Annotated in this window: 22 protein-coding genes; 12 read left to right on the top strand and 10 right to left on the bottom strand. The window is 54.6% G+C overall.

Going from position 1 to position 24024, the window contains the following annotated elements; genetic code table 11:
• Positions 1-191: 191 nt before the first annotated feature.
• Positions 192-605, bottom strand: coding sequence for a hypothetical protein (locus V0288_RS16745; protein WP_332866280.1), 414 nt, complete (start codon positions 603-605; stop codon positions 192-194).
• Between the two features lie 1157 nt (positions 606-1762).
• Here V0288_RS16745 and V0288_RS16740 point away from each other — a divergent pair.
• Positions 1763-3184 (top strand): AAA-like domain-containing protein, encoded by a 1422-nt coding sequence (locus V0288_RS16740; protein WP_332866279.1) that lies wholly within the window; start codon positions 1763-1765, stop codon positions 3182-3184.
• On the opposite strand, the gene V0288_RS16735 is transcribed toward V0288_RS16740, so the two are convergent.
• Positions 3173-3760 (bottom strand): hypothetical protein, encoded by a 588-nt coding sequence (locus V0288_RS16735; RefSeq protein WP_332866278.1) that lies wholly within the window; start codon positions 3758-3760, stop codon positions 3173-3175. The genes V0288_RS16740 and V0288_RS16735 overlap by 12 nt on opposite strands.
• Positions 3761-4031: 271 nt before the next feature.
• Between V0288_RS16735 and V0288_RS16730 the strand changes: the two genes are divergently transcribed.
• On the top strand, positions 4032-6725 hold the full coding sequence (locus V0288_RS16730) for a CHASE2 domain-containing protein (RefSeq protein WP_332866277.1): 2694 nt from the start codon (positions 4032-4034) through the stop codon (positions 6723-6725).
• Between the two features lie 50 nt (positions 6726-6775).
• Here V0288_RS16730 and V0288_RS16725 read toward each other — a convergent pair whose 3' ends face one another.
• Positions 6776-7636, bottom strand: a complete 861-nt coding sequence (locus V0288_RS16725) for a DUF928 domain-containing protein (protein ID WP_332866276.1) — start codon at positions 7634-7636, stop codon at positions 6776-6778.
• A 415-nt stretch (positions 7637-8051) separates the two neighbouring features.
• Here V0288_RS16725 and hoxE point away from each other — a divergent pair, with 415 nt between their 5' ends.
• The 3 genes from hoxE (at position 8052) to V0288_RS16710 (ending at position 10439) form a co-directional block, all read left to right on the top strand.
• A complete protein-coding gene (gene hoxE / locus V0288_RS16720) occupies positions 8052-8570 on the top strand; it encodes a bidirectional hydrogenase complex protein HoxE (RefSeq protein WP_332866275.1) in 519 nt (172 codons plus the stop codon).
• A gap of 8 nt (positions 8571-8578) precedes the next feature.
• Positions 8579-10186, top strand: a complete 1608-nt coding sequence (gene nuoF / locus V0288_RS16715; RefSeq protein WP_332866274.1) for an NADH-quinone oxidoreductase subunit NuoF — start codon at positions 8579-8581, stop codon at positions 10184-10186.
• A 103-nt stretch (positions 10187-10289) separates the two neighbouring features.
• On the top strand, positions 10290-10439 hold the full coding sequence (locus V0288_RS16710; RefSeq protein WP_332866273.1) for a hypothetical protein: 150 nt from the start codon (positions 10290-10292) through the stop codon (positions 10437-10439).
• Positions 10440-10465: 26 nt separating this feature from the next.
• On the opposite strand, the gene V0288_RS16705 is transcribed toward V0288_RS16710, so the two are convergent.
• The 4 genes from V0288_RS16705 to plsX all read right to left on the bottom strand — a co-directional run bounded on the left by V0288_RS16705 (position 10466) and on the right by plsX (position 14095).
• Positions 10466-10840 (bottom strand): EamA family transporter, encoded by a 375-nt coding sequence (locus V0288_RS16705; RefSeq protein WP_422662002.1) that lies wholly within the window; start codon positions 10838-10840, stop codon positions 10466-10468.
• 88 nt (positions 10841-10928) lie between these two features.
• Positions 10929-11807: an ACP S-malonyltransferase gene (fabD, locus tag V0288_RS16700; protein WP_332866271.1), complete on the bottom strand. Its 879-nt coding sequence runs from the start codon at positions 11805-11807 to the stop codon at positions 10929-10931.
• A 179-nt stretch (positions 11808-11986) separates the two neighbouring features.
• Positions 11987-12988: a beta-ketoacyl-ACP synthase 3 gene (locus tag V0288_RS16695; RefSeq protein ID WP_332866319.1), complete on the bottom strand. Its 1002-nt coding sequence runs from the start codon at positions 12986-12988 to the stop codon at positions 11987-11989.
• A gap of 51 nt (positions 12989-13039) precedes the next feature.
• Positions 13040-14095 (bottom strand): phosphate acyltransferase PlsX, encoded by a 1056-nt coding sequence (gene plsX, locus V0288_RS16690; protein ID WP_332866270.1) that lies wholly within the window; start codon positions 14093-14095, stop codon positions 13040-13042.
• 149 nt (positions 14096-14244) lie between these two features.
• On the opposite strand from plsX, the gene V0288_RS16685 reads away from it, so the two are divergent.
• On the top strand, positions 14245-15537 hold the full coding sequence (locus V0288_RS16685; protein ID WP_332866269.1) for a D-alanyl-D-alanine carboxypeptidase/D-alanyl-D-alanine-endopeptidase: 1293 nt from the start codon (positions 14245-14247) through the stop codon (positions 15535-15537).
• A gap of 126 nt (positions 15538-15663) precedes the next feature.
• On the opposite strand, the gene V0288_RS16680 is transcribed toward V0288_RS16685, so the two are convergent.
• The gene (locus V0288_RS16680) at positions 15664-16440 is read right to left on the bottom strand and encodes an SDR family NAD(P)-dependent oxidoreductase (protein WP_332866268.1); all 777 of its coding nucleotides are present in this window, start codon (positions 16438-16440) and stop codon (positions 15664-15666) included.
• Positions 16441-16546: 106 nt separating this feature from the next.
• On the opposite strand from V0288_RS16680, the gene V0288_RS16675 reads away from it, so the two are divergent.
• Positions 16547-17734 carry an LptF/LptG family permease gene (locus V0288_RS16675; protein ID WP_332866267.1) on the top strand — a complete coding sequence of 396 codons (1188 nt, stop codon included), beginning with the start codon at positions 16547-16549 and terminating at the stop codon, positions 17732-17734.
• Positions 17735-17792: 58 nt separating this feature from the next.
• Positions 17793-17975 carry a hypothetical protein gene (locus tag V0288_RS16670; protein ID WP_332866266.1) on the top strand — a complete coding sequence of 61 codons (183 nt, stop codon included), beginning with the start codon at positions 17793-17795 and terminating at the stop codon, positions 17973-17975.
• Positions 17976-18022: 47 nt separating this feature from the next.
• Here the strand turns inward: V0288_RS16670 and V0288_RS16665 are convergent, their stop codons facing one another.
• Positions 18023-18616 carry a hypothetical protein gene (locus V0288_RS16665; protein WP_332866265.1) on the bottom strand — a complete coding sequence of 198 codons (594 nt, stop codon included), beginning with the start codon at positions 18614-18616 and terminating at the stop codon, positions 18023-18025.
• Between the two features lie 119 nt (positions 18617-18735).
• Between V0288_RS16665 and V0288_RS16660 the strand changes: the two genes are divergently transcribed.
• Together V0288_RS16660 and V0288_RS16655 are read left to right on the top strand one after the other, a co-directional pair.
• Positions 18736-19134, top strand: coding sequence for an NINE protein (locus V0288_RS16660; RefSeq protein WP_422662001.1), 399 nt, complete (start codon positions 18736-18738; stop codon positions 19132-19134).
• A complete protein-coding gene (locus V0288_RS16655) occupies positions 19131-19658 on the top strand; it encodes a ComEA family DNA-binding protein (RefSeq protein ID WP_332866263.1) in 528 nt (175 codons plus the stop codon). Before V0288_RS16660 ends, V0288_RS16655 begins: the two co-directional genes overlap by 4 nt.
• Before the next feature lie 84 nt (positions 19659-19742).
• On the opposite strand, the gene V0288_RS16650 is transcribed toward V0288_RS16655, so the two are convergent.
• A complete protein-coding gene (locus V0288_RS16650; protein ID WP_332866262.1) occupies positions 19743-20726 on the bottom strand; it encodes a glycosyltransferase family 2 protein in 984 nt (327 codons plus the stop codon).
• Between the two features lie 354 nt (positions 20727-21080).
• Here V0288_RS16650 and V0288_RS16645 point away from each other — a divergent pair, with 354 nt between their 5' ends.
• Positions 21081-22700, top strand: coding sequence for a cyclic peptide export ABC transporter (locus V0288_RS16645; RefSeq protein ID WP_332866261.1), 1620 nt, complete (start codon positions 21081-21083; stop codon positions 22698-22700).
• The gene (locus V0288_RS16640; protein WP_332866260.1) at positions 22697-23851 is read left to right on the top strand and encodes a glycosyltransferase; all 1155 of its coding nucleotides are present in this window, start codon (positions 22697-22699) and stop codon (positions 23849-23851) included. The genes V0288_RS16645 and V0288_RS16640 overlap by 4 nt, the downstream gene beginning before the upstream one ends.
• Positions 23852-24024 lie beyond the last annotated feature (173 nt).

Raw genomic sequence — 24024 nt, 5'->3', positions numbered from 1 at the left:
AAGACCCCGAAAATCTTTTAGAGCTTGAATTTTCTCCGAAATTTAAACGCGGGGTGGTTTACCTTCGATCGATGAATTCAAATTCTGTCGTCGCCGTGGTCGCGTTCTGTCGCGTTCGCCTCTTCTTCCCGATCGGGATGGGGAAAATTGTCGAAAATTATCGAAAATTTTACCCCTCATACCGGGAAATATCAAGACTTAAATTGATTTAATAAAGCGATGTGGCAACCTTTACTAATTTTATTGGTAAATTCACTGATCGTACCGTTAGAACCATCTGGATTGATGGTTTTCGTGGAGCGAGTCCAGTCTTCGGCCACCGCTAATCGAGTGGCGATCTTCTCTTCTTTCTGACTGATATATAACCAGATACGTCCGTCTAGCTCGCAGAAAAATTCTTCTAACCAAATGTCCCGATCGAGTTGGGTGAAGTTCTGATTAACCAGAAAACCGGCTTTTTTGGCGGTTAGATTAAATCCCTGTTGGATCTCCGACTTTCCCGCGTGAAAGATATAATACTTGGGAGAACCGTTCCGCCACAGTCTCCGTTGACAGTGCGGGCAGAGAAAATGGTATTTTTTCCGTCTCGATCGCTTATTCGGCATGGAAAATATCCTTTTGTCGAGTGATTTATTCGGGAGAAAAAGCGTTCGGTAAGAGGCGTTTTTTGAAGAGGAAGTCCGGACTCCAACGAAACACTTTTTCTGTAAAAAGCTAGGCTTGTAACCCGTCGGTTTCCCGTGACCGTGTATTCACCGAGCCTCGATTTTCGGTTTCTCGATCTCGACTGGAAAACACGAGGATTCTATCGGGGTCGATAGCTCCTCCTCCCGATCGACATCGGAACGGTCATCGCTATTGAACAAGAATCGATTTATTCGCGGGCGAATTTTCCGAAATTCAAGCTAGATCCTGAATTTCAGAAAAAGGGTAACGGGTCGATCGATCCCTTTCCGTTCTTCTTGAAGATAGCGATCTCGCGAGCGATCGAAACGCCCTCCGAACCGACGATCTATTCACGCGCTATCTAGATAATTAATCCCCGATAATCGACGGTTATGGCGCTCGTTATCTCTCATAAATAAAACCAGAAATTGCTAGAGATTAACTAACGGCAATCATTCTAGCAGTACCCTGTCGGATAGCGCCCCCGATCTTGCCCAAATATACCTAGCGTTGTAAACGAGTGTCCAACAGCCTGTATAGAGTATCACCTCTAGTTGGACAAACTTGGACAGGATTCGATCGGCTCTCCTGTAAAGATGAGGTTATCGGGGGAGGGATCTTTTCGGGTTCAAGAATAATCGGGAGGAGGGGAATTTAGCCGATTCAACCTTATAAAAATCGAGGGCAAAAAAGAATCGAAACCTTCGAGAATCGAGCGGCCCGATCGGGAGAAAATCCAATCCGGAGCGAGCGCCCGATCGTCCCCCCGGTTTCCGGGAGATCCCGTTTCCCGGAGACGCGGGCGAGATTTTCCGGACGGTAAGTCCCGCCGGAAAAAAAGTTCGGGCGGCTTCCACCGACCCGCTCGCGGCCCCCCGGAAAATCGGGATCGATTCTTGTGGGAAAAATCGCTTCGATTTCCCGATCGCGCGAAAATCCCGCCGGATATCCCCGCTACCGGGGACGATCCGTTCGCCCGACACCCGGAAAAAAGCGATCGGCGGGGGAGAAAATCCGGCTTTCCTTACTTGCTTTTCTTACTTATCGGGTCGATCGGCCGGAAATTGTGTTCTTCCCGTCGAGAAAATGGGGTAGATTGAATACGGAAGAATCGATCGAACGAGCTTCAAGCTGGATATACGCCATGCAATCCGAATCCGTGTTCACTTGGGAAATCGCCAGGACTATTGCCGATCGAGTGGTTTTCCAACGTTATGGAGAATATTTAAAAGATACCGAACTCGCGGTCTTAGAGGAATCCTGGAAAGGGACTACCTACGAACAGATGGCCGAAAACCTCTATCTATCGGTCAATTACCTCCGGGGAGACGTGGGGCCGAAGCTCTGGAGCAAGCTATCGAAAGCCCTCGGGGAAGAGGTCACGAAAAATAATTTTAAAGCGGCGCTCCGCAGGGCCGGGGAGTCTTCCGGACAGCCCGGGCCGCCGGACCCCCCGCCGGCTCCCCCGGACGATTACCCGCCCTATCCGGGAGATCCGATCCCGTTAGAATCCCCGTACTACATCGAGCGGGAGGGGGTCGAGACGATCGCTTACGAGGCGATCGGCAAACCGGGCGCGCTCGTGCGGGTGAAAGCCCCGAATCTCACGGGAAAAACCTCGTTATTGCTCCGGATTCTCGCGCGCGGCGAGGCGGAAGACTATCGGACGGCCTATATCAATTTACGGGATGTCGAGCGATCGAAACTCGCCAATCTGGATATGTTCCTGCGTTGGTTCTGCGTGACGGTCGGGAACCGGTTAGGGCTGAAAAATCGCTGTCCCGAGATGTGGGATACGGATATTTTAGGGAGTAACGATAACTGTACCCTCTATTTCGAGGAATATCTCTTAAAAGCGCTCGATTGTCCCCTTGTCCTGGGGATCGATAACGTCGATCGGGTGTTTCCCTATAGCGAGGTGGTGGAAGATTTTTTCGGGATGCTGAGAAGCTGGCACGAGAAAGGGAAAATTCGCCCGTCCTGGAAACAACTCCGGTTAGTCCTGGTACACTCGACCGAGTGTTACGTTCCTCTAGACCTGAATCAATCGCCGTTTAACGCGGGTATCCCGATCGCCCTGGGAGAATTCGATCGATCCCGCCTGCGAACCCTCGTCAGCTTCTACCGATTGCCCTGGAACGAGGAGGCGATCGACGCGGTAACGGCGATGGTGGGAACGCGTCCCTATCTCCTCGCTCTCGCCTTCCACGCGATCGGTACCGGGAAAATCACCCTGGAACGATTACTCAGGGAAGCGCCCACGGAAGTCAGCATTTACAGCGACCATCTCCGCCGGCAGTTAGAAATTCTCCAACAGGCGCCGGAACTCGCCCGGGCCTTTTACCGGGTGGTCGCGTCCGCGGAACCGATCGAGTTAAGTCCCATGCAGACGTATAAATTACACAGCATGGGACTGATTCAACAGGAGGATAATCGGGTTCGGCCGGGATGTCGGTTGTACCGCGAATATTTCGAGCGGGTTTTAGCGCTGTCCTTTCGGGAGGGGTTAGCCGAGTAACGGTAAAACCACGCGGGAGATGGTGGTGGCGAGATTGAACACGAGCGAGAGATGGGAGATCAGTTCCCGCGGTCCTTTCGCTTCATCGAGACAATTTTTCACCCGCTCGATCGATTCCCGTAAACGGTGGATCTCCCGTTCCAGACCGGAAATCAATCCGATCTCGGCGAGGGTAGCCAGGGCGCGCCCATTGCCGCGGATTCCCTCGATGAGAAAGCGCAATTTATCTTTCTGCGCGCTCGGGAGTTCGTCGCCGCAATGTTTCAGGTATCGGTCCACGGAATCGGCCAATCGGGTCAATTTATCCGCGGGATCGCGCCAGGAATATCCTTCGATAGTGGGAATAGAGAGCGTGTACGTCATGATGGCCTCGAAGGGAATCGATATTCGGGAAGATAACAACGGGTGATTGGTTAAAAAACGCTTTCTTTTACGCGGGATGGCCAGGATTTTTCGCGGGTTCTCGGCCCCCGGGGGAGCGATTCGGGCCGGTGGTGACATCCGTTCCCGGCGGGAGCCGATCGCCGGGGACCGAATGCCTTGCCGGATAAAGTCGCGGATGTTTCTAGAGATCATCGTCCCGGAAACTTATCCCGAGCGCGAGCGGAAAAAGTCAGGTTTCGAGACCCCGAACGGGCGCGTCGTCTGGTTCGCGGGCCGGGAAAAGTAGGGAAAAGTAGGGAAAAGTATGGTCTTGTCCGGGTTTGCCGGTCGCCCCGTCCAAAAAAGTCTAGAAAAGTAGGGAAAAGTATGGTCTTGTCCGAACTTACCGATAAACGGTCTCGGAAAGTCCCGATCGGTCGATCGAGAGCTAAAATCGAGCTAGAGTTCGTCAGACAAGCTGGATATGGTATTGTTTCGATCGCGGTTCGAGTATCAGGTGGGGGGGAGCCTCGACGGTGACGCGCCGAGTTACGTGACCCGACCCGCGGACTCGATTTTTTACGAGGCCCTGCACGCGGGTCGATCCTGCTACGTTCTCAACTCCCGACAGATGGGGAAATCGAGCTTGCGGGCGCGAACGATGCGCCGCCTGCAAACCGCGGGGAAAACCTGTATTTTTGTCGATCTAACGGGAATCGGCGCCTCGGAAATGACCCCGGAAAAATGGTACGCCGGGTTCGTCTATTCTTTGGTGAGCGGTTGCCATCTCGCCGATACCTTTTCCTGGCAGATGTGGTGGCGCGAACAGAGGGATCTTCTCACCCCGGTACAGCGACTCCGCCGCTTTATCGAGGAGGTTCTCCTGGTGGAGATCGGCGGGGATATCGTGATTTTCGTGGACGAGATCGATCGGGTTCTCAGCCAGACTTTTTCTCTAGACGATTTTTTCACCTTACTCCGCTTTTTCGAGGAGAGTCGGGCGATCGAGCCGGTGTACCGACGGTTAACCTTCGCCCTGCTGGGAGTGGCCGCCCCCTGGCAGTTAATCCGCGATCGTTCCTGGAATCCCGCGAACATCGGCATGGCGATCGAACTGCGCGGGTTCGGGCCGGACGAGATCGCGCCCCTGGCCGCGGGATTGCAAGGCAAGGTGAGCGATCCGGCCCGAATTCTCGCGGAAATTCTCGAATGGACGGGAGGACAGCCTTTTCTGACCCAGAAGCTCTGCCAACAAGTTCTCCGGGAGAGCGAGAACGATTCCCACCCCCTCTCGATCGAGCGGATCGTTCGGGAGAACATCCTCGACAACTGGGAGGCGCGCGACGAACCGGAACACCTGCGGACGATCCGCGACCGGATCTTGCGCGATCCCCGCACCGCGGGACGGTTGCTAGAAATCTACGGCCGGATTCTCCAACACGATTCGATCGCCGCCGAAGATAGTCCCGAACAGAAGGAACTCCGACTATCGGGATTGGTGGTCGAGCGCTCCGGACGACTGCGGGTCTATAACCGCGTCTACGAGACGGTTTTTAACGCCGCCTGGGTCGATCGACAACTGGCCGGGTTACGCCCCTACCACGATCGACTCGCGGCCTGGTTGGACTCGAAAGATGAATCGTTTCTCCTGCGGGGACAGGAACTACTGGACACGTTCACCTGGTCGCTGGGAAAAAGTCTCGGCGACACCGACTATCGCTATCTGGTCGCCAGTCAAGACCTCGCCCGACGACAACTACAGGATTCCCTCGACGCGACCGAGCGGGCGGGACAACTGCTCGCCTCGACCGTCCACCGGGCCCGCCGGGAGATCGCCCGACAGCCGCTACGGCCGCGACGGTTAGCGGCGATCGCCCTCGGCGTGACCGGCGCGATCCTCTCGCTCCGTTTCGCGGGATTCCTACAGGCGTGGGAATGGGACGCGATCGATCGATTTACCCGGTGGCGGAGCGCGGGGCAACCCCCGGAAAACCGCGTCGCCGTCGTGACCATCGACGAGACGGATATTCAACGGATCGGTCGCTGGCCGATTCCCGATCGACAACTCGCCGACGCGCTCGCCACGATCGAGGCCGCCAACCCCCGGGCGATCGGGCTGGATCTCTACCGGGATCTCCCGGTCGAACCGGGCCATCGCGAGTTAATCCGGCAATTTTCCGCCTCCGATCGCCTGTTCGGGATCGAGAAGGCGGTCGAGCCGAAAGTCGCGCCCCCTCCCGTCCTGCGCGAGAAACAGCGGGTCGGGTTCGCCGATCAGATCGTGGACGCGGATGGAAAAGTCCGTCGCGCCCTCCTGACGATCGGGGAGGCGGGGGAAGTGCGGACGAGTCTGGCGGTAGAACTAGCCCTGCACTATCTTCAGACGGCGAACCTTACCCTGGAGCCGATCGACGCGAACCGTTACCGTTTGGGAAAGGCGGTCTTCGATCGGTTCGAGAAAAACGACGGGGGATATATCCGGGCGAACAACATGGGGGGCTACCAGATCTGGCTGGATTATCGGGGAACGGCGGAAAAGTTCCCGACTTTCTCCCTGCGACAGCTACTCGACGGACAGGTCTCGCCGGATCTGCTCGAAGATCGTATCGTTCTCATCGGTATGACCGCGGAAAGTAGTAATGATTTTTTCCAAACTCCCTACAATAGCGATCGGTTCGATTCCGGGCGGCCCCTGCCCGGCGTATTTCTCCACGCCAATATCGTCAGCCAGATCTTGAGCGCCGCCCTCGACGGACGACCGTTACCGCGTTCTCTGCCGGAGGCGATCGAGAATCTCTGGATCTTACTCTGGGCCGGGGCCGGGTCCGTCATCGGTCGTTACCGAAAATTTTTTCCCGTGGCGCTTCTCTCGCTGACCGGGGGATTGGTGGGAGGATGTTATCTCGCCTTTCTTCACGGTTGGTGGTTGCCCCTCGTTCCCGCCGCGCTCGCGCTCGGTTTCACGTCCGCTCTCGTGCCGATCATCACCTGGCGCGTCCGGGAAAAACAGATCTTCCGCCGCGTTCTGAACGACCTTCTGGCGATCGCCGGCGAGGAACCGTTCGCGGGTAGACTGGCGATCGAGTATCTCAAGCGATCGGAGAGCGCGGAAAACCGGGCCGAGATCGAGCGACAACTCGCCGGGCGATCCGAGAAAGATCCCGAGAGCGAAAGATAGAGAGGCCGGGAGGTAATGAGCGAGCGTCCGGCGTTTCTTCCCCATCTCCCCTAAAACCGGATCGGTCGCGTGGCCATCGATTCTAGCCCCGCCGATCGCAGGAATTCCGTCCAGGTGGCGCGAAAATCTTGGCGATCGGGATTTTCCTGCCAGGCGAGAATGACCGATTCTAGGGCATCGTACCAGATTCCCCGCTCGCTATACCAAGCGGCCTTTTCCGAGTTCGTTAAATGAGCGGGCGCGAGATTTTCGGCGGTTCGGGTCACGAGGCCGGTCACGACGGGATCGTTCGGACTCGGACGTTTACCGCAGATCAGGACAACCGCCCATTCGTAGGTTTTGCCCACTTCTAGGGCGGGAGAATCGGCGGGAGGTTCGACGCGGATGATTCCCGACCGTCCCGCGAGGGGAATCAAGGTTTTCGAGTGGTTGGTGCCGTCTGTTTCGGAAACGTCCAAGAGGATTTCCCGGGACGAATCCGGCGGGACGTAAACCCAGAGGGCGGGACGTTCCGCCACGGTCAGCCCGCTCGCTCCCGGCGGCACCAAGACCGCTAAAGAAGAGAGTTCGGGGTGATCGGTATCGAGAGCGCATTGTCCTCCCTGCCGCGATCCGGCCCCTCGCGTGTTAGGCGGAACCCGCGAGGTCGAGGGAGGTTGAAAGAGGATACGGGGACTAGAACGAGCGGTTTTCCGAGGGTTATCGGCAACGATCGGAGCCGCCCCCCCCCGCGTTCCGGCCCCGATCGCTCGATCGGGGGACGGCGTGTTCGAGTCCGGTGGAAAGCGAGTGCCGGAACCGGAAGGATCGGGTTTCGACGGGCGCTCGGTGGGGGTTTCGCCCCTCGCCGGTTGGAAGGCCAACAAAGATAGCCCGATCGTGACTAGAGGTATCCACGCTTTAGCGATCATTTTTCCAACTCCTTTAGCTCGCCCGGACGAGCGAGAGTGATAACGAACAGGATCGGGGAACAAAGAATTCTTTTCTAGTAATGTTTATTATAACGAGCGCGTCGATTCCCGAGCGATCGATTTAGGGGAGGGGTAGCGATTCGAGCGCGGCCCTCTTAACCCCGTAAGGCGATCGTCAATATTTTAGATCTTCCGCAAAAATACCCCTCTCGATCGAACGTGACGATTCGTGAAGTTTTGTCCGCTCGATCGATCGCCTCCCCTCCCCTTTCTTGAGGAAACCTAAAGTTATCGATCGCCCCCCGGCCGGCGGTGCCACAATAGCGGTAGAGACACGATTTCGGGAAATTGCCCCTTTATCGAACCCTTCATCCCTTCCCGATCGCGCGAGCCGAATTCTACACCGCGATACCGTATGCAAACTCACACCGACCCCCCGAAAGCGAAAGCCAACAAAAACGAGCATCCCAGTGGCGATAAACGCTTTAAAGTCCTCGATATCACCATGAAACGCGCGGGATACGATCGATCCGCCCTGATCGAAGTCCTGCACAAAGCTCAAGAAGCCTTCGGCTACCTCGAAGAAGACGTGCTTCTCTATATCGCCCGCGCCCTGAAACTCCCCCTGAGTCACGTTTACGGCGTGGCCACCTTCTACCACCTCTTTTCCCTCAAACCCGCCGGAAAACATACCTGCATCGTCTGCCTCGGAACCGCCTGTTACGTCAAAGGTAGCGGCAAACTAATCGAGGACATCGAGAAGGAATTCGAGGTCAAAGTCGGGGAAACTACCGCCGACGGCGAGATCTCCCTCGTGGCCGCCCGTTGTATCGGCGCGTGCGGCATCGCCCCCGCGGTCGTCTTCGATGGAACCGTCGCCGGCAAACAGGAAACCGAGGCCGTCCTCGCCAAACTGCACAGCTATAAAGACTGAAAAACGCTATGGATCTACCAGAATTACTCGAAGTCGCCGAGAAAGAGAAAGCCAGACAGAAAAGCGTCCGCGTTCACTGTTGCACCTCCACCGGATGCCAGGCGGCCAACTCCCTCGACATTAAAAAGAATCTCGCCGCCAAGGTGAAGGAAGCCGGTCTAGAGGAGACGGTGGAAGTGGTCGGGGTCGGTTGTATGGGCTTCTGCGGTCGCGGCCCGTTGGTGGAAATCGACCCGCAAGACCTGTTATACGAGGAAGTCACGCCCGAGAGCGCGGCGAGTATTATCGAGGCGTTGAACGGGGGGACGAGCGATGTCACGCTAGGCGACTCGAAACACCCGTTTTTCTCCCACCAATTCAAAATCGTCCGGGAAAATAGCGGGAAAATCGATCCCGATCGCATCGAGGAATATATCGCCGTCGGCGGCTATCAATCCCTGCACAAAGCCATCTACGAGATGACCCCGCCGGAAGTGATCGAGGAGATCACCAAAAGCGGCCTGAGAGGACGCGGCGGCGCGGGTTATCCCACCGGCTTAAAATGGGCTACCGTCGCCAAACAACCGGGAAAACAGAAATACGTCATCTGTAACGCGGACGAGGGAGATCCCGGCGCGTTCATGGACCGAAGCGTGTTAGAAAGCGATCCCCACTTGGTTATCGAGGGCATGGCGATCGCCGCCTACGCGGTCGGCGCGAATCACGGCTATATTTACGTTAGAGCCGAATATCCCCTGGCGATCGAGCGTCTCCAAAAAGCCATCAACCAGGCGAAAAAATACGGCTTGATGGGTTCCAACGTGTTCGAGTCCCCCTTCGATTTCAAAGTCGATATCCGCATCGGCGCCGGCGCGTTCGTCTGCGGCGAAGAAACCGCCCTGATCCATTCCGTGGAAGGCGGCCGGGGAACCCCGCGCACCCGTCCCCCCTATCCCGCCCAGTCCGGTCTCTGGGAATGCCCGACCTTAATCAATAACGTGGAAACCTACGCCAATATCGCCGCGATTATCCGCGAGGGTTCCGCCTGGTACGCGAATATCGGCACGGCCACGAGTAAAGGCACGAAAATCTTCGCCCTGACCGGAAAAATCCGCAATAACGGGCTGATAGAAGTACCGATGGGGATTTCCTTACGGGAAATCGTCGAGGAAATGGGTGGCGGTGTCCCGGACGGCGAGGTGAAAGCGGTACAGACCGGCGGCCCCTCCGGCGGTTGTATTCCAGCCTCCTTCCTCGATACCCCGGTCGATTACGAATCGCTCGCGAAACTCGGTTCGATGATGGGTTCCGGCGGTATGGTGGTCATGGACGACAGTACCAGCATGGTAGAGGTGGCGAAATTCTACATGGAATTCTGTCGCGAGGAGTCCTGCGGGAAGTGTGTTCCCTGCCGCGCGGGAACGGTGCAGATGTTTGAGTTGTTGGCGAAAATTATTAATAAACAAGCCACGAGTCACGACCTCGAAAAGCTCGAACAACTGTGCAAGATGGTTAAAGAGACCAGTCTTTGCGGTCTCGGACAGAGCGCGCCGAACCCGATTTTAAGTACCCTACATTACTTCCAGGAGGAATACACGAGCCTCCTGCAAGAAACCAACGGGAAAGTACCGGTGTGATTCAGTAGAGTAGGGAGCGGGGGAGCGAGGATTTCGATCGATCGCTTCCCCGTTCTGTCGTTGTAGAATGACCGTACAGATCGATCGCTTCGGGAGTCTGACAATGGTACGAACTCCTACAAAACCTCTAACTCTAGAAGAGTTTCTACAGTTGCCGGAGACGGAACCGGCGAAACGGGGACTTACGATAAATTACGATGTAGAAGATTTTCAAGCGGACATTAAAACCTTACAATCGCTAGGTTTGCCGTGATTATTGTTATTCTCAATTCTCGAAAATTACGGCTTTTTCTGCCAGGCGACCAACACGACCCCGCAGATAATAAAGCCCAAACCGAAGAACCGGTAAACGGGGATCGATTCCCGAAAGAAAAAATATCCGAATAAAACGGAGAAAACATAGATCAGAGAGGCGGACGGCCCGGCGACGCTGAGATTCACGCGGGTTAGGAGGAGAATATAGGCGATCGCCCCGAGTCCGTAGCAGAATAAACCGAAAATCAACTCGGGAATGGTAATAATGTTGAGAATATGGCTAAAAACATTATCAAAGGTTACTTTCCCTAATTTCCCGGCACCGATTTTTAAAAATACCTGTCCCGCGACGCTGGTGGCGACCGCGACAAGTAGGAGACACAATTCTTGAAAACTCATCGGGGATAATTTACGAGAGGTCGATCGCTTCTCGTGCATGATACCGCGTAAGAGGAACGGTATCAATGGACGGCGATCGATCCGCTCTCTATTCCCCGATCGTCGCGGGATCGATATTCTCCAACTCCATATCCGGGCAGGTTCTCTTGATCAAACCGGTTAACACTTTACCCGGCCCGATCTCGATCGCTTTCTTCACGCCGATGTCCGAAAGTTTTCCCGCGATCTCGCGCCAGCGTACCGAATTTGTCATCTGTCTAACGAGATAATCTTTTATCTCCTCCGCGTCTTGGGTCGGGCGATCGGGATCGACGTTGGAGAGGACGGGAACGGTCGCGTTGTCAAACGTCACCAAGTCGAGAATTCTTTGAAATTCCCGCGCGGCGTTTTCCATCAGGGGGGAGTGAAAAGCGCCCGATACTTTCAACGGGACGGCGCGTTTCGCCTTCACCCGACCTAATACCTCGTCTACCGCGTCCGGAGTCCCGGAGATGACCACCTGTTCCGGGCTGTTATCGTTGGCGATCACCACGTTACCGGTCTCTTGGACGACGCTTTCTAGTTGAGAGCGATCGAACTTCATCAGGGCCGCCATTTTTCCCCCGGCCGCGGAGTCCATCAAGCGGGCGCGGTTCTGTACCAGATGTAAGCCGGACTCGAAATCGAACACGCGAGCGGCGTAGAGGGCGGAATACTCGCCTAAACTATGCCCCGCGACGAAATCGGGCGATAATCCTTTTTCTAAACATAAATCGGTCAGGATACTCTCGATCACGAACAGACAGGGCTGGGTGTACAGCGTCCGGGATAGCGTTTCCTCGTCGGAACGGCATTTCTCGCTCACCGACCAACCGAGAATCTTTTCGGCCGCTCTCGATCGCTCTCTGCCGAGCGACGTGTCGAATAGATTGCCTTCCATCCCTACCGATTGCGATCCCTGTCCGGGAAATACCCACGCTGTTGTCATCTCGTTACTCGTTCAATATTAATAATTTTTGGAAAAATACCGTAAAATTTGCCGTTTATCGGCGGGTTAAGCTTCTGTTTCCCGGTGGATTAGCGAAGCGTAATCCACCCCACGATCTACAGATCCGCGCGAAATAGAGCCATTGAGGATTTTAAGACGGAGTCCCGCCTCCTGTCTCCCTACGATCCCCACCGGAAGATCGCGGCGCCCCAGGTTAAGCCGGCACCGAAACCGGACGTGGCGATCGAGTCTCCCGGTTTGATCCGGCCCGATCGAACGGCCTCGTCGAGCGCGAGGGGAATCGAGGCCGCGGAGGTGTTGCCGTGGCGATCGAGGTTGGCGATCACTTTCTCGCTCGGGATGCCCAATCGAGCGGCCACCGCGTCGATAATCCGTTGGTTGGCCTGGTGGAGAACCAGCCAATCGATCTCGTCCGCTTTCAGATCGGCCCGGTAGAGGGCTTTCTCGATCACTTCCGGAACCTTGTCCACGGCGAAACGGTAGACCTCGCGCCCGTTCATGGTTAGAGGTCGATAGGTTCCTTGTTGAACGCTCGCCCCGTCTTTGAGGGGACGTTCCGAACCCTCGTAGCCGAGATTCAGGCAATGATTGCGATCGCCATCGCTACACAGTTCAAAGGCGAGCAGGTTATCTTTTGTATCGATCGCTTGACAGACGACCGCTCCCGCCCCATCCCCGAAGAGAACGCAGGTGGCCCGATCGTCCCAATCCACCCAGCGCGACAGCATATCCGCGCCGATGACGAGAACGTTTCGGTACGCGCCGGTTCGGATAAACTGCGCCGCCGTCACCAGGCCGATCACGAAACCGGAACAGGCGGCGGTCAGATCGAAGGCGATCGCCTTTTTCGCCCCTAGTTCCGCCTGTACCCGCGCCGCACTCCCGAAGAGATCGTCGGGGGTCGAAGTGGCCAGAAGGATCAGATCGATGTCTTCGGGGCGAACCGCCGCCATCGAGAGCGCGTTTTTCGCCGCGTTCGCCGCTAACTGACTCAAGGAAACCGAAGGATCGGCGAGATATCGTTGACCGATCCCGGTGCGGCTTTTAATCCATTCATCGGAGGTCTCGACGATCGAGCTAAGATCCTCGTTGCTCAGGAACTGTGTCGGCGTGGCAGATCCACAACCGGTGATGGCAACTCCCGCCCCTAATCCGTTCAAAGTCATCCTTCCTCTTGAAACTTCCCGAAATCACCCGCCCGCGAGTGGCGATCACGGTTCGGCGACCGCGGATACTTTGGGGGATGGGTGATGGTGGTCATTATAGGCTTGAATGCGTTCCGAAACTCGATTATCGACCGCGTTTTTCGCCTGCCGGATGGCGCTAAAAATCGAGGGAGCCTGAGAACTGCCGTGGCTGATAACACAGATCCCATCGACCCCGAACAGTAACGCGCCGCCGTGTTCGGCGTGATCCATCCGTTGTTTGAGCCGTTTCAGGTTCGGCTTGAGTAGGGCGGAACCGATCTGGCCGTGAATGCCGCGGGGGAGTTCTTCTTTGAGGATTTGCAGGATAATTCCCCCGACCGCTTCGGCGAATTTCAACAGGACGTTGCCGACGAAGCCATCGCAGACGATCACGTCGAACTGTCCCGATAACACGTCCCGTCCCTCGGCGTTGCCGATAAAGGGAATCCGCTCGTTCGCCGACAGCAGTTCGTGGGTTTTCAGGGCGAGATCGTCGCCTTTGGTCGATTCTTCGCCGATATTGAGCAGGCCGACTTTCGGATCTTCCACGCCCATCACGTATTTACTGTAAATCGTTCCCATGATGGCGAATTGTTCCAAATATTTGGGCTTACAATCCACGTTCGCCCCGACATCGAGAACGATCACCGATTTACCGGCTAACATGGTCGGGAGAACCGCGCCGATCGCCGGTCGATCGATCCCCTTGAGACGGCCCAAACGCAGGAGGGCCGAGGCCATCGCCGCGCCGGAATGTCCCGCCGACACGACCGCGTCCGCGCGGTTCTGTTTCACCATATCCATCGCCACGTTAATCGAGGCTTTGGGTTTGCGCCGGATACCGACCAGGGGTTCCTCTTCCATCGTGATCACGTCTTCCGCGTGAACGATCTCTACATTTTTCGGGCGGGGATGGTGTTGGAAATAGGCTTCGATCTGCCGTTCGTCGCCTACCAGTAACACGTCCACGTCCAGTTCTTCCGAAGCGCGTATCGATCCGGCGATGATCTCGTTGGGAGCGTGGTCACCTCCCATCGCGTCCACCGCGATTCTTGCCCGATTTGATGCCGTTTCAGCCATTGAGTCAGTGGGATAAAAGCTTAAAAAAGTGTACCGGAAGCCCTTGACAGGAACTTACCGATCGGGGATTAGTGTTGTGCGATCGAGCGATTGTTAAAAAATTACCGATCATCTATATACAATAAAGCATCATCGCGATTAGGGGAAAGATGGTCAAGGTTTTTCATCTGGCATTTTTCGGTTTTCTCTTGAACCTGCTCGGGGGCGGAACCGAGCCGATAACGAGCGTTCCTATCGTTTCCTGGCAAAACGAGCCGATTTTCGCCCTACCGACCGATCCCGATCCGGAAGTGACCTCGATCGTCGGGGAGTACCTACAAAATCTCTCGAAACGGGGACTGAAACCGGACGGGCAGAGGGTGGCGATCGAGACGGAGTGGGCGGATCTCGCGGAGCATAACAGCGATACCGCCGCTTCGGCCGCTTCTCTGACGAAAATCGCCACGACCCTGGCCGCGATCGAGACGTGGCCGCTCGATCACCGCTTCGAGACGAAGTTTTACACCGTCGGGGAGATCCGCGACGGGGTGTTAACCGGGGATCTCGTTATCGAGGGAGGGGGCGATCCCCTGTTCGTCTGGGAGGAGGCGATCGCCGTCGGCAACGCGTTGGAGGAGATGGGAATCCGCGAGATCGAGGGCGATCTGGTGGTTACGGGGACTTTCGCGATGAATTTCCAGACCGATTCCCTGAAAGCGGGCGAATTCTTCAAGCGGGGGATCGAGCGCTCGCAATGGTCTCCGGAAACCAAAAAAGCGTTCGAGACCCTGCCGAAAGGCACGAAAGCTCCTTCGGTGAAGATTTCGGGAGGGGTTCGAGCCTCGGGGGAAGTTCCGGCGAGCGCGACCGCGCTGTTCCGTCATCGATCGCTGACGTTAACCGAACTCCTGCGCCAGATGAATATTTACAGTAATAACGTGATGGCGGAGATGTTAGCGGATTTAGCGGGGGGGCCGTCCGCGGTGGATTCGATCGCCACGAAGTACACGGGAGTCAGGGAGGACGAGATTCAACTGATCAACGGTTCCGGGTTGGGGGTAGAGAATCGGATTTCCCCGCGCGCGGTGATCGAGATGTTGAAGGTTTTAGATAAAAAATTGGCGGACGGGCCGGTTAAATTGGCGGATCTTTTTCCCGTGGGGGGACGCGATACGAAAGGAACGATGAAGTGGCGAGCCATTCCCGAAGGGGTGATGATTAAAACGGGAACGCTGGCACAAGTGAGCGCGTTAGCCGGGGTGATCCCGACGAAAGAACGCGGTCCGGTTTGGTTCGCGATCATGAATTCGGGGAGTTCGGATATCGAGGGGTTACGCCACCGGCAGGACGAGGTTTTACAGGCGCTCGATCGACACTGGGAGTTCTTACCGGAACAAACGCGGGGATCGGTTCCGGAAACGGCTTTCCTCGGCGATCCGAGTCGGATTAGTAAGGGGTTTTAGGAGGGAAAGAGAGGGCGGAAAAGTTACCCGAGTCCGAACTGACGTTAGTTATAGATACGATCGGGAACCGGAAAAAGGGAAAAGCGTATCCGGCGATCTTTTCCCGATAAAAAAGAGAAATCCCGCCTAGACTTTAAACTGTTTCTCGATCAGGGAGACGAGCGCCTCGCGGGGGAAAAAGCGCGATAGATTGACGATCGCCTGATTGGTGAACCCTCCGGTGACGACGTTCGATCGATGGTTTTCTAGAGCGATTAACGCTTTCTCGACCACTTTTTCCGCGGGGAATAACCGGCCGTTTTTCTCGTTCATCGCGGCGGGAAATCGGGCGATCCGAAAAAATTCCGATTCCGTCGGCCCCGGACAGAGGGCGAGAATTTTCACTCCCTTATCCTTGTTTTCCGCCCAGATAGCCTCGCTAAAGCTCAAAACGAAAGCTTTCGTGGCCGCGTAGACGGAAAGATAGGGAAGGGGTTGAAACGCCGCGATCGAGGCGACATTGATAATTCCTCCCGATCGCCGCTCGAGCATGGGTCTGATAAATAGATGGGTTAGCTCGACGAGAACCGCGATATTCAGTTGGATCATTTCCAATTGACGGTTCACGTCCCGATCGCTAAACAGTCCGTAATCTCCGAATCCAGCGTTATTCACCAATAAATCGACGGTTATCCCTTTCGAGGCTACCGTATCGAACACTAGCCGGCCCGCGTGAGGGACAGTAAGATCTTGAACCACGATCTCGGTCGCGATGTTGTACCCGGTTTCCAGTTCCGTCGCCAACCGTTCTAACTTTTCCGTACCGCGGGCGACCAGTACCAGATTCATCGAGCGCCCGGCGAGCGCCCTGGCGAATTTCTCGCCGATTCCGGAAGACGCGCCGGTGATTAGGGCTGTTGTCATAACGTTAAATCCCGTTCGAGCGGTTCTATGACAAAGTGTAACGCTAACTTGATAGACTAAACGAGGTCGATCGAGTACAAAAAGAAAAATCGAGAGCGGTGAGCGGATGGGGGAAAACCGACGGAAATTCACGGGGAAATACAAGTTCGCGCGATCGGGGAACGGGGGGATCTCGCTTCTCGATCGCTATTTAATCGCTCAATTATTGCCTCCTTTTCTCTTCGGTGTCGGTTTGTTCGCCTCGCTCGGTGTGGCGATCGGCAATCTCTCGGATCTCGCCAACAAGATCGCCGATTCCAATCTTCCCCTGATGGCGGCGATCGAGATCCTCCTGCTCAAAGTTCCCGAGTTCGTCACCTATTCCCTGCCCGTCTCGCTTTTATTAGCCACTCTCCTCACCTACGGACGCTTGGGAAGCGATAGTGAATTGACCGCTTTTCGGAGTTGCGGTTGCAGTCTTTACCGTCTGCTCGTGCCGACTCTTTGCCTGAGTTTTTTCGTCACGGGAATCACCTTAGTTCTCAATGAATATGTCGTCCCCGCCTCCAATTTTCGAGCGACGGAAATTTTGGTGCGAACGATTCAAGAGGAAAGAGATTCCTGGCAAGATCGCGATATTTATTATCCCAACTATGACACGATCGTTCAATCTAACGGCAAGAGAGAGCGGAAACTGAAAAGTTTATTGTACGCGGAAACTTTTGACGGAAAAAACATGAAATCCGTCACGGTTTTGCGCTGGTCGAAACAGAAATTACAACAAATTATCATCGCGGAATCGGCGACCTGGAACCCGATCGATAACCTCTGGGACTTTACGAACGGGACGATCTACCAACTCTCGCCCCCCGACGCTTCCTACGGGGAGGCGGTCAATTTCCAGACGCGAAAAATCCCTCTTTCCCGCGCGGCCTTCGATTTCGCCGTCCAGAGTCGAGATCCGTACGAGATGAATCTCGTTCAGGCGATCGACTATCTGAAACTGCTCAAACTCGGGGGCGATGAAAAAAGGGTGAGAATGTTTAAAGTCCGTATCCACCAGAAAATCGCTTTTCCCTTCGTTTGCGTCGTTTTCGGCCTGATCGGGGCGACGCTGGGATCGCTCCCGCGGCAGATCGATCGGGGAACCGGTTTCGGCCTGAGCGTGGCGATCATCTTCACCTATTATCTGATCAATTTCCTCATCGGTAGTTTGGGGGTGAGCGGTGTCCTTCCCCCGTTTCTCGCCGCGTGGATTCCCAATTTCTTCGGGTTACTCGTCGGGGGTTGGTTGGCCTGGCGGGTCAACGGTTAGCCATCCGGGGAAATTTTCGGCAGAATAGAAAAAGTAAGGCTGTCAGAGGTATCTTTCTATGTTTCCTTTTTTCTGTCCTTCAAGCGGTTGTGGTAGCTCCACCTCCCGCGACGATTATCAAGAGCGTAAATTGAAATTCCTCAAATGGATGCGCGACGATCTCGAAGCTAGATTAGCGGGACTGAATGCCGCCATCGAGACGATCGAGCGTCAGATGAGCCGGGAAGGCCAATCTTCCTAATTCTGTGGCTAAATTTACCGATAGACGGGATATTCCCGTCTATTTTTTTAGAAATCGAACGCTTCCCGCTCGGGATGCTCCCGGAACGGACGGATCTCGATCGGGATACGGGAGAGTTTTTCAAACACTCTCTGCCGATAACGTACCGGCCACCACCTGTACAGAAAAATCTCCGCCGGTTGCCAGAGGGCGACCCAACCGATAATAATTAATCCTTCCTCTACAAAGTGGGCGAAAGTGTCCTTACCGAGTTTCGTGACGACTAACTCGCTCAGACTCAAACAGACGAAAAGAAACAAAAGCCCGACGAATAGGGCGATCCGTCCCTGTCTGAGAATGACCCGCAAACGTCTCTGTTCCCCCCGTTGGCAATAGTTAAAATAGTGATGTAGGGCTTGAGGGAAGATGCTATCCGCGGTCGATCGCTCCGTGTCGGGTAGATAGAACACGAGTTTCAGGGGGGTGGAGAGGGAAAACTCACTAACCGCATCGACGATATAGCCGCGCGCGTTCTCGTCGAGATCTCTGGCTAAAAATGGCGAGGGATCGAGGGAATTGAAGAGTTGATCCAAACGCTTGAGTTTTATCTCGATTAAATACGTTTCTCCCTCTCGCCGATAATAGGATTCTAGTTTCTTCACCCGTGTTATCGCCCGAAGCGTCGATCGTGGAAAAATCGTCTCTAAAATATTATCCTACGCTTGAGGTCACGCGGACGGCGGACAGCTTGCATTACAATAAAATTAAAAAAATCCCGACGATGGTTTTAGAACAGTTCGCCAATCGACCGAAAAATCGAAAAATCGCTATTTTTCTAGCCTTGATCGGCAGTATCCTCGCCCTACCCTTCCCGATCGCTGGAGTTCATAAGTTCTATCTCGGACAACCGCTCTGGGGAATTATTTACCTACTGCTGTGGCAAACGCCGATCGCCCGGATCGCCTGCGCCATCGACGCGGTATGGTATTTAGTCCAGGATAACGATCGCCTCGCCGCCTATTTACCGGGTTTCGGCACTCCGGCGCCCCGAATCCCGACGTTAGATCCCGATCGGGTGAACGCGATCGGCACCGCGCTCCGGGAGTTGGAACGTCTGCGGGGAGAGGGGTTGATCTCCGAGTACGAGTTTGAACAGAAACGCCGACAATTATTAGGATGAAATCGCCGAACTGGTTAGGAAACGTCTTTAATCCCCTGAAAAAGAAAATACTCAACGATCCCTACTATCGTTTTCAGTCCGCCGAAGAAATCGCCACGGCCGCGCGATTGGGGATTAAAATCAACGTTAGTCAGGCGGGAATCGATGATTGGCTGAGATTACCCGGAATATCCATCCATCAGGCGCGTAGATTGGTGGAATTGGTGGGAATGGGCGTAGAAATCCTCTCGATCGAGGATCTCGCCGCCGCGTTATGCGTTCCCGTTTCCCGTCTGGGAGCGATCGCCCCGATTCTAGAGTTCGCCTATTATAACCCCGAAAGTCTCCTCGCGCCGCCGAAAATCAATCCGAATACCGCCTCGCTCGAACAGTTCGCCTCGATCGCTTTTTTCACCCCCGATCTCGTGGATAGAATCGTTCGAGAACGCGAACAAGCCCCCTTTCGAGATCTGATCGATTTAAAAAACCGTCTCTCCCTCGATAGTCAAACCCTCTCCCATTTAATGCACTTTTTACAATTTTAAAAACAAGCTCCCGTAGGGTGGATTAGCGAAGCGTAATCCACCTTTTTATTGATCAATTTTTATTAACAAACCCGTAGCTGGATATTACAATACCTCATCGTACTTCGCCCGTAAATATTCGGGAGCGATCGCCGTGATCCAATACCCGATAAAAATCAAAAAAGCCGACGATAAAACGATCGGTAACGCGAGAGGAAAAAAGAAAATATGACGGGGATCGTTCCGAAACATTCCCCCGATTCTGCTCGAAAAGATCCCGGTCATTTGATTCGCCGTCGGGGTCGCGTCCGACTTGTATTCCCGTTTCGGCGAGGAATCTTTCTCGTATTTTTGTAATAGACATTTCTGCCAGTAATAATCGTTACCGATTAGTAGGAAACGCCAGAAAAAATGATGGAATCCGTTAGGCGGCGCGTGTTTCGCCCTGGCGATCGGTTGTCGCCAGATCGTTTGTCCCGCCCGGCACAATTCTCTCGCGTGAATGACGCAATTTCCGCGATATAGGGGCAGATCGTCGGGAATGGGATAGCGGAGGAGAAAATCGCGACGGAACGCCACGTTATTGAGAAAATAACCGGACGCGGGAGCGATCGAGTTTTCCCTGGAATACTGCGGGAAAATATAGGTTAACGCCATCGCCGTCCCGTAAATTCCCGCGCCGCCGGTGCTGGTTTCTCCGGCGACTACCTGAATTTCGGGATCGCTCGCGAAGGGGGTTAACAGAGCGCGTAACCAGCGCGGTTCGTACACGCAATCCGAGTCACAATAGACGATTACCTCTCCCGTGGCTATCTTCGCGCCGAGCATTTTCGCGCCGTAATAGCCGGTGTCGGGAGGCGCGGGGTGTACCGAGATCCAGGGAAATTCCTCGCGTAAGCGATCGAGAACGGGCGCCGGAATATCGCCACTCTCGATCAAGAAAACCTCTCTAGCTAACTTGGGGGAAAGATCCTGCTCTAAAAGAGAGTGTAAAGAGCGCGATAATCCCTCGATGTCCGCGTTGGCTAAATTTTCGGTTTCCAAGACGATCGAGAAACTCGGCAATCCTTCTAGGCTTTCTGTAGACATGATGTAACTTCCTGTCGATCGAGGGTTCGGGGAATTCTCCGAAGATTTCTCCCGGATCGGGGAACGATCGCTCTTTTCCCACGTTGTTCAGTGTAGACGATCGGCGGGGGAATCGCTCCCATCGGGATCGATCGAGCGAAGGTCTCTCTCGCGGGGGGTTCGCCAATTTCCGGTATACTTTGCTAGGATCGGCAGGGAAACGGGTCTTTTCCCCCGAATTCTCGCCTTTGCCTTTCTTTCGGTCATCTCTAGGGAAGAATCGATCGATTCGGTTCGCGATAGCCCTCGAACAATTCCCCGAATTCTCCTGTCAACCCCCTCGCGGGATATATTTCCGATTCCCCGACAGAATTCATGAGTCTCATTGCCTTCCTGATACGATCTTCCTGGCGCTTGATGGCGATCGCTATCTTGACGGGCTTTCTTAGCGGGGGAACGACCGCGGGACTGATCTCGCTGATCGGTCGGGGGGTCGCGAAAGGAACGACGACCTCGCTGGATACGCTGGCGGGAAGTTTTGTCGGTCTGGCGATCGTGGCTCTCGTTACCAGTATCGTTTCGCAGATCACCCTAATCCATCTCGCTCAGGACGTGATTTTCCGGCTCCGGCTCAACCTCGGCCGTCAGATTCTCGCCTCGGATTTAACCCATCTGGAAAAATTGGGCGCGCCCCGTCTGTTGGCGACGCTGACGGAGGATATCCAATCGGTCGCGGACGCGGTGAAGTTCGTGCCTTTTTTGTGCATCGATCTGGCGATCGTCATCGGTTGTTTAATCTATATCATCTGGTTATCCTGGCAGGTATTTGTCGTCGTCAGTTTGTTGATGGTGGTGGCGATGGGTAGCTGTCAGTGGCTTTTACGACGGGGGCAGAAATTTCTGGCGATGGCGCGCGAGGACGGCGATCGACTGTTCCGCGATTTCCGCGCTTTGACCGAGGGAACGAAGGAATTAAAGCTTAATTACCGACGGCGACAGGATTTTTTAGAAAAAGATCTGCGATCGAGCGCGGACGCTTTCCGTCGCCATAGTAGTCACGGGTTGATGCTATTCACGGCTACCTCTAGTTGGGGGAAACTGATCTTTTTCTTCTCGATCGGTTTCGTCCTTTTCGCCCTACCGAAGTGGATGAGTTTTAACCTACAAACGATGGCGGGATACGTGATCACGTTCACGTACCTGATGCTACCGATGGATAATATCTTCCGATCGCTCCCCGTGTTCGGCCGGGTGAAAGTGGCGCTCCGTAAAATCGAGTCGTTAAATCTCTCCCTACAAGAACGCGCCGAAAACGGGACTCCACCCGACTCGATCCACCAAGATTGGCAAACGTGGCATTTTAAAGGGGTTACTTATTCCTATCCGGTGGAGGGAGAAGAAACCCCGTTCGTTGTCGGCCCGATCGATCTCGATTGGCGACCGGGAGAATTAGTTTTTATCACCGGCGGTAACGGGAGCGGCAAATCAACGCTGGCCAAACTTTTAACCGGATTGTACGCGCCGGAGGAGGGCGAGATTATTTTCGACGGACAGCCGATCGACGCGGGAAATCGGGAATGGTACCGACAACATTTCTCGGCGGTCTTTGCGGATTTTTACCTGTTCGAGCGTCTTTTAGGCGTGACCGACGGGGGTTCGATCGATAAATATTTAAAACAATTAAAACTTGACAAAAAAGTAACGGTTTCCGAGGGCAAACTCTCGACGACCGCGCTCTCGACCGGACAGCGGAAACGTTTGGCATTACTGGGCGCGCATTTAGAAGACCGGCCGATCTACGTGTTCGATGAATGGGCGGCCGATCAAGATCCGGGTTTTAAAGATTGGTTCTACCTGGAATTCCTGCCGCAATTGAAAGCGCGGGGGAAAACCATTTTCGTCATCAGTCACGACGATCGATACTTTTCTTTCTGCGATCGTCAGATTAAATTGAACTACGGTCAAATCGAGGATGATAAACGGGAGGCTCTATGATTTTACCGATAGAAATCTTATTGAGCGTTTTTATTCTCGTCTCGATCGGGTTTTATCTAGCCTGCGCGCTGGCTGTCTACCGTTTTTTCACCACCGCGCCATCGTTACCCGATCGCCCGCTCGATCGACCCCCCGTATCGATTCTCGTTCCCGTCTGCGGTCTGGACGCGGAAGCGCGCGAGAATTGGTCATCTTTGTGTAATCAAGATTATCCGGTTTACGAGGTACTATTCGGCATCGTTTCCCCTGACGATCCCGCGGTTCCCGTGGTGAGAGAGTTGGCCGAAACCTATAGCGATCGAGTCCGCCTTTTCATCGGTCTCGTTCCCCGCGGCACGAATTATAAGGATAGTAGTCTTAGTTATTTACTGGAAGAATCCCGCTACGATACGTTAATTTTCGCGGATAGTGATATTCGGGTACATCCAAGTTATATCGACACGGTGACGCGTCCTTTAGCGGATAGTCGGGTGGGGATGGTGACGTGTACTTTTATCGGTTACGAACCCCGATCGACGGGCGCGGCGATCGCTTCTTTCGGTCGTTGTTTCGATTTTATTCCCAGTTTATTGATCGCGAGATCGATCGATGGGGAATTACGTTTCGCGGTGGGAGCGACGATCGCCACCCGTCGATCGACTTTAGCGGACTACGGCGGCCTACACTTCAACCGCATCGGTTCCGATTACAATATCGGCAAACGGGCGGCCGAGGCGGGCTATCGGGTGGAACTCTCTCCCTACGTGCTGGACGCGCGGACGGGGAGCGAGGGAATCGGCGAGGTATTCCGTCGCGAACTACGCTGGGCGCGAACGATCCGCTTTAATCGGGGAGCGCAATACTACACGATCATCTTCTGTCACGGGATCGTTTTCGGTTTGCCCCTTTTATTGGTGTCCGGTTTCGCGTCGTGGGCGATCGGTCTGGTGGGGGTTGCGATCGTCGTCCGATTCGCTCAAGTATTAATTTCGATTTATTATCTCAAAGCCTTCGGTTTGTTGAAATGGCTATGGGCTTTACCCATCCGGGATCTCCTCAGTCCGATCGTCTGGTTTGCCGGCGCTTTCGGACAACGGGTATACTGGCGCGGCCGCTGGTTACGCGTCGAGGGAGACGGCTTGATCTCGCCCTGGGAATCGCCACAGGTATAGCTTCCAAGAAGGCAGAAGTCAGAAGGCAGACGGGGACAAAAATCAACTCGAAACCAGCGAAAATCTAAATAAAAACCCTGACAGATTATGGCACTAACTAGAGACTACAAAGAAACGATACAGCCTTTCTCACAAAGATGAGGTATACTGTGATCGATAGCTAAATTGAACGA

The organism is Pannus brasiliensis CCIBt3594 (assembly GCF_036688125.1).
In the GTDB taxonomy this organism is placed as follows: domain Bacteria; phylum Cyanobacteriota; class Cyanobacteriia; order Cyanobacteriales; family Microcystaceae; genus Pannus; species Pannus brasiliensis.
This window is presented reverse-complemented; position numbering and strand designations above follow the sequence as displayed.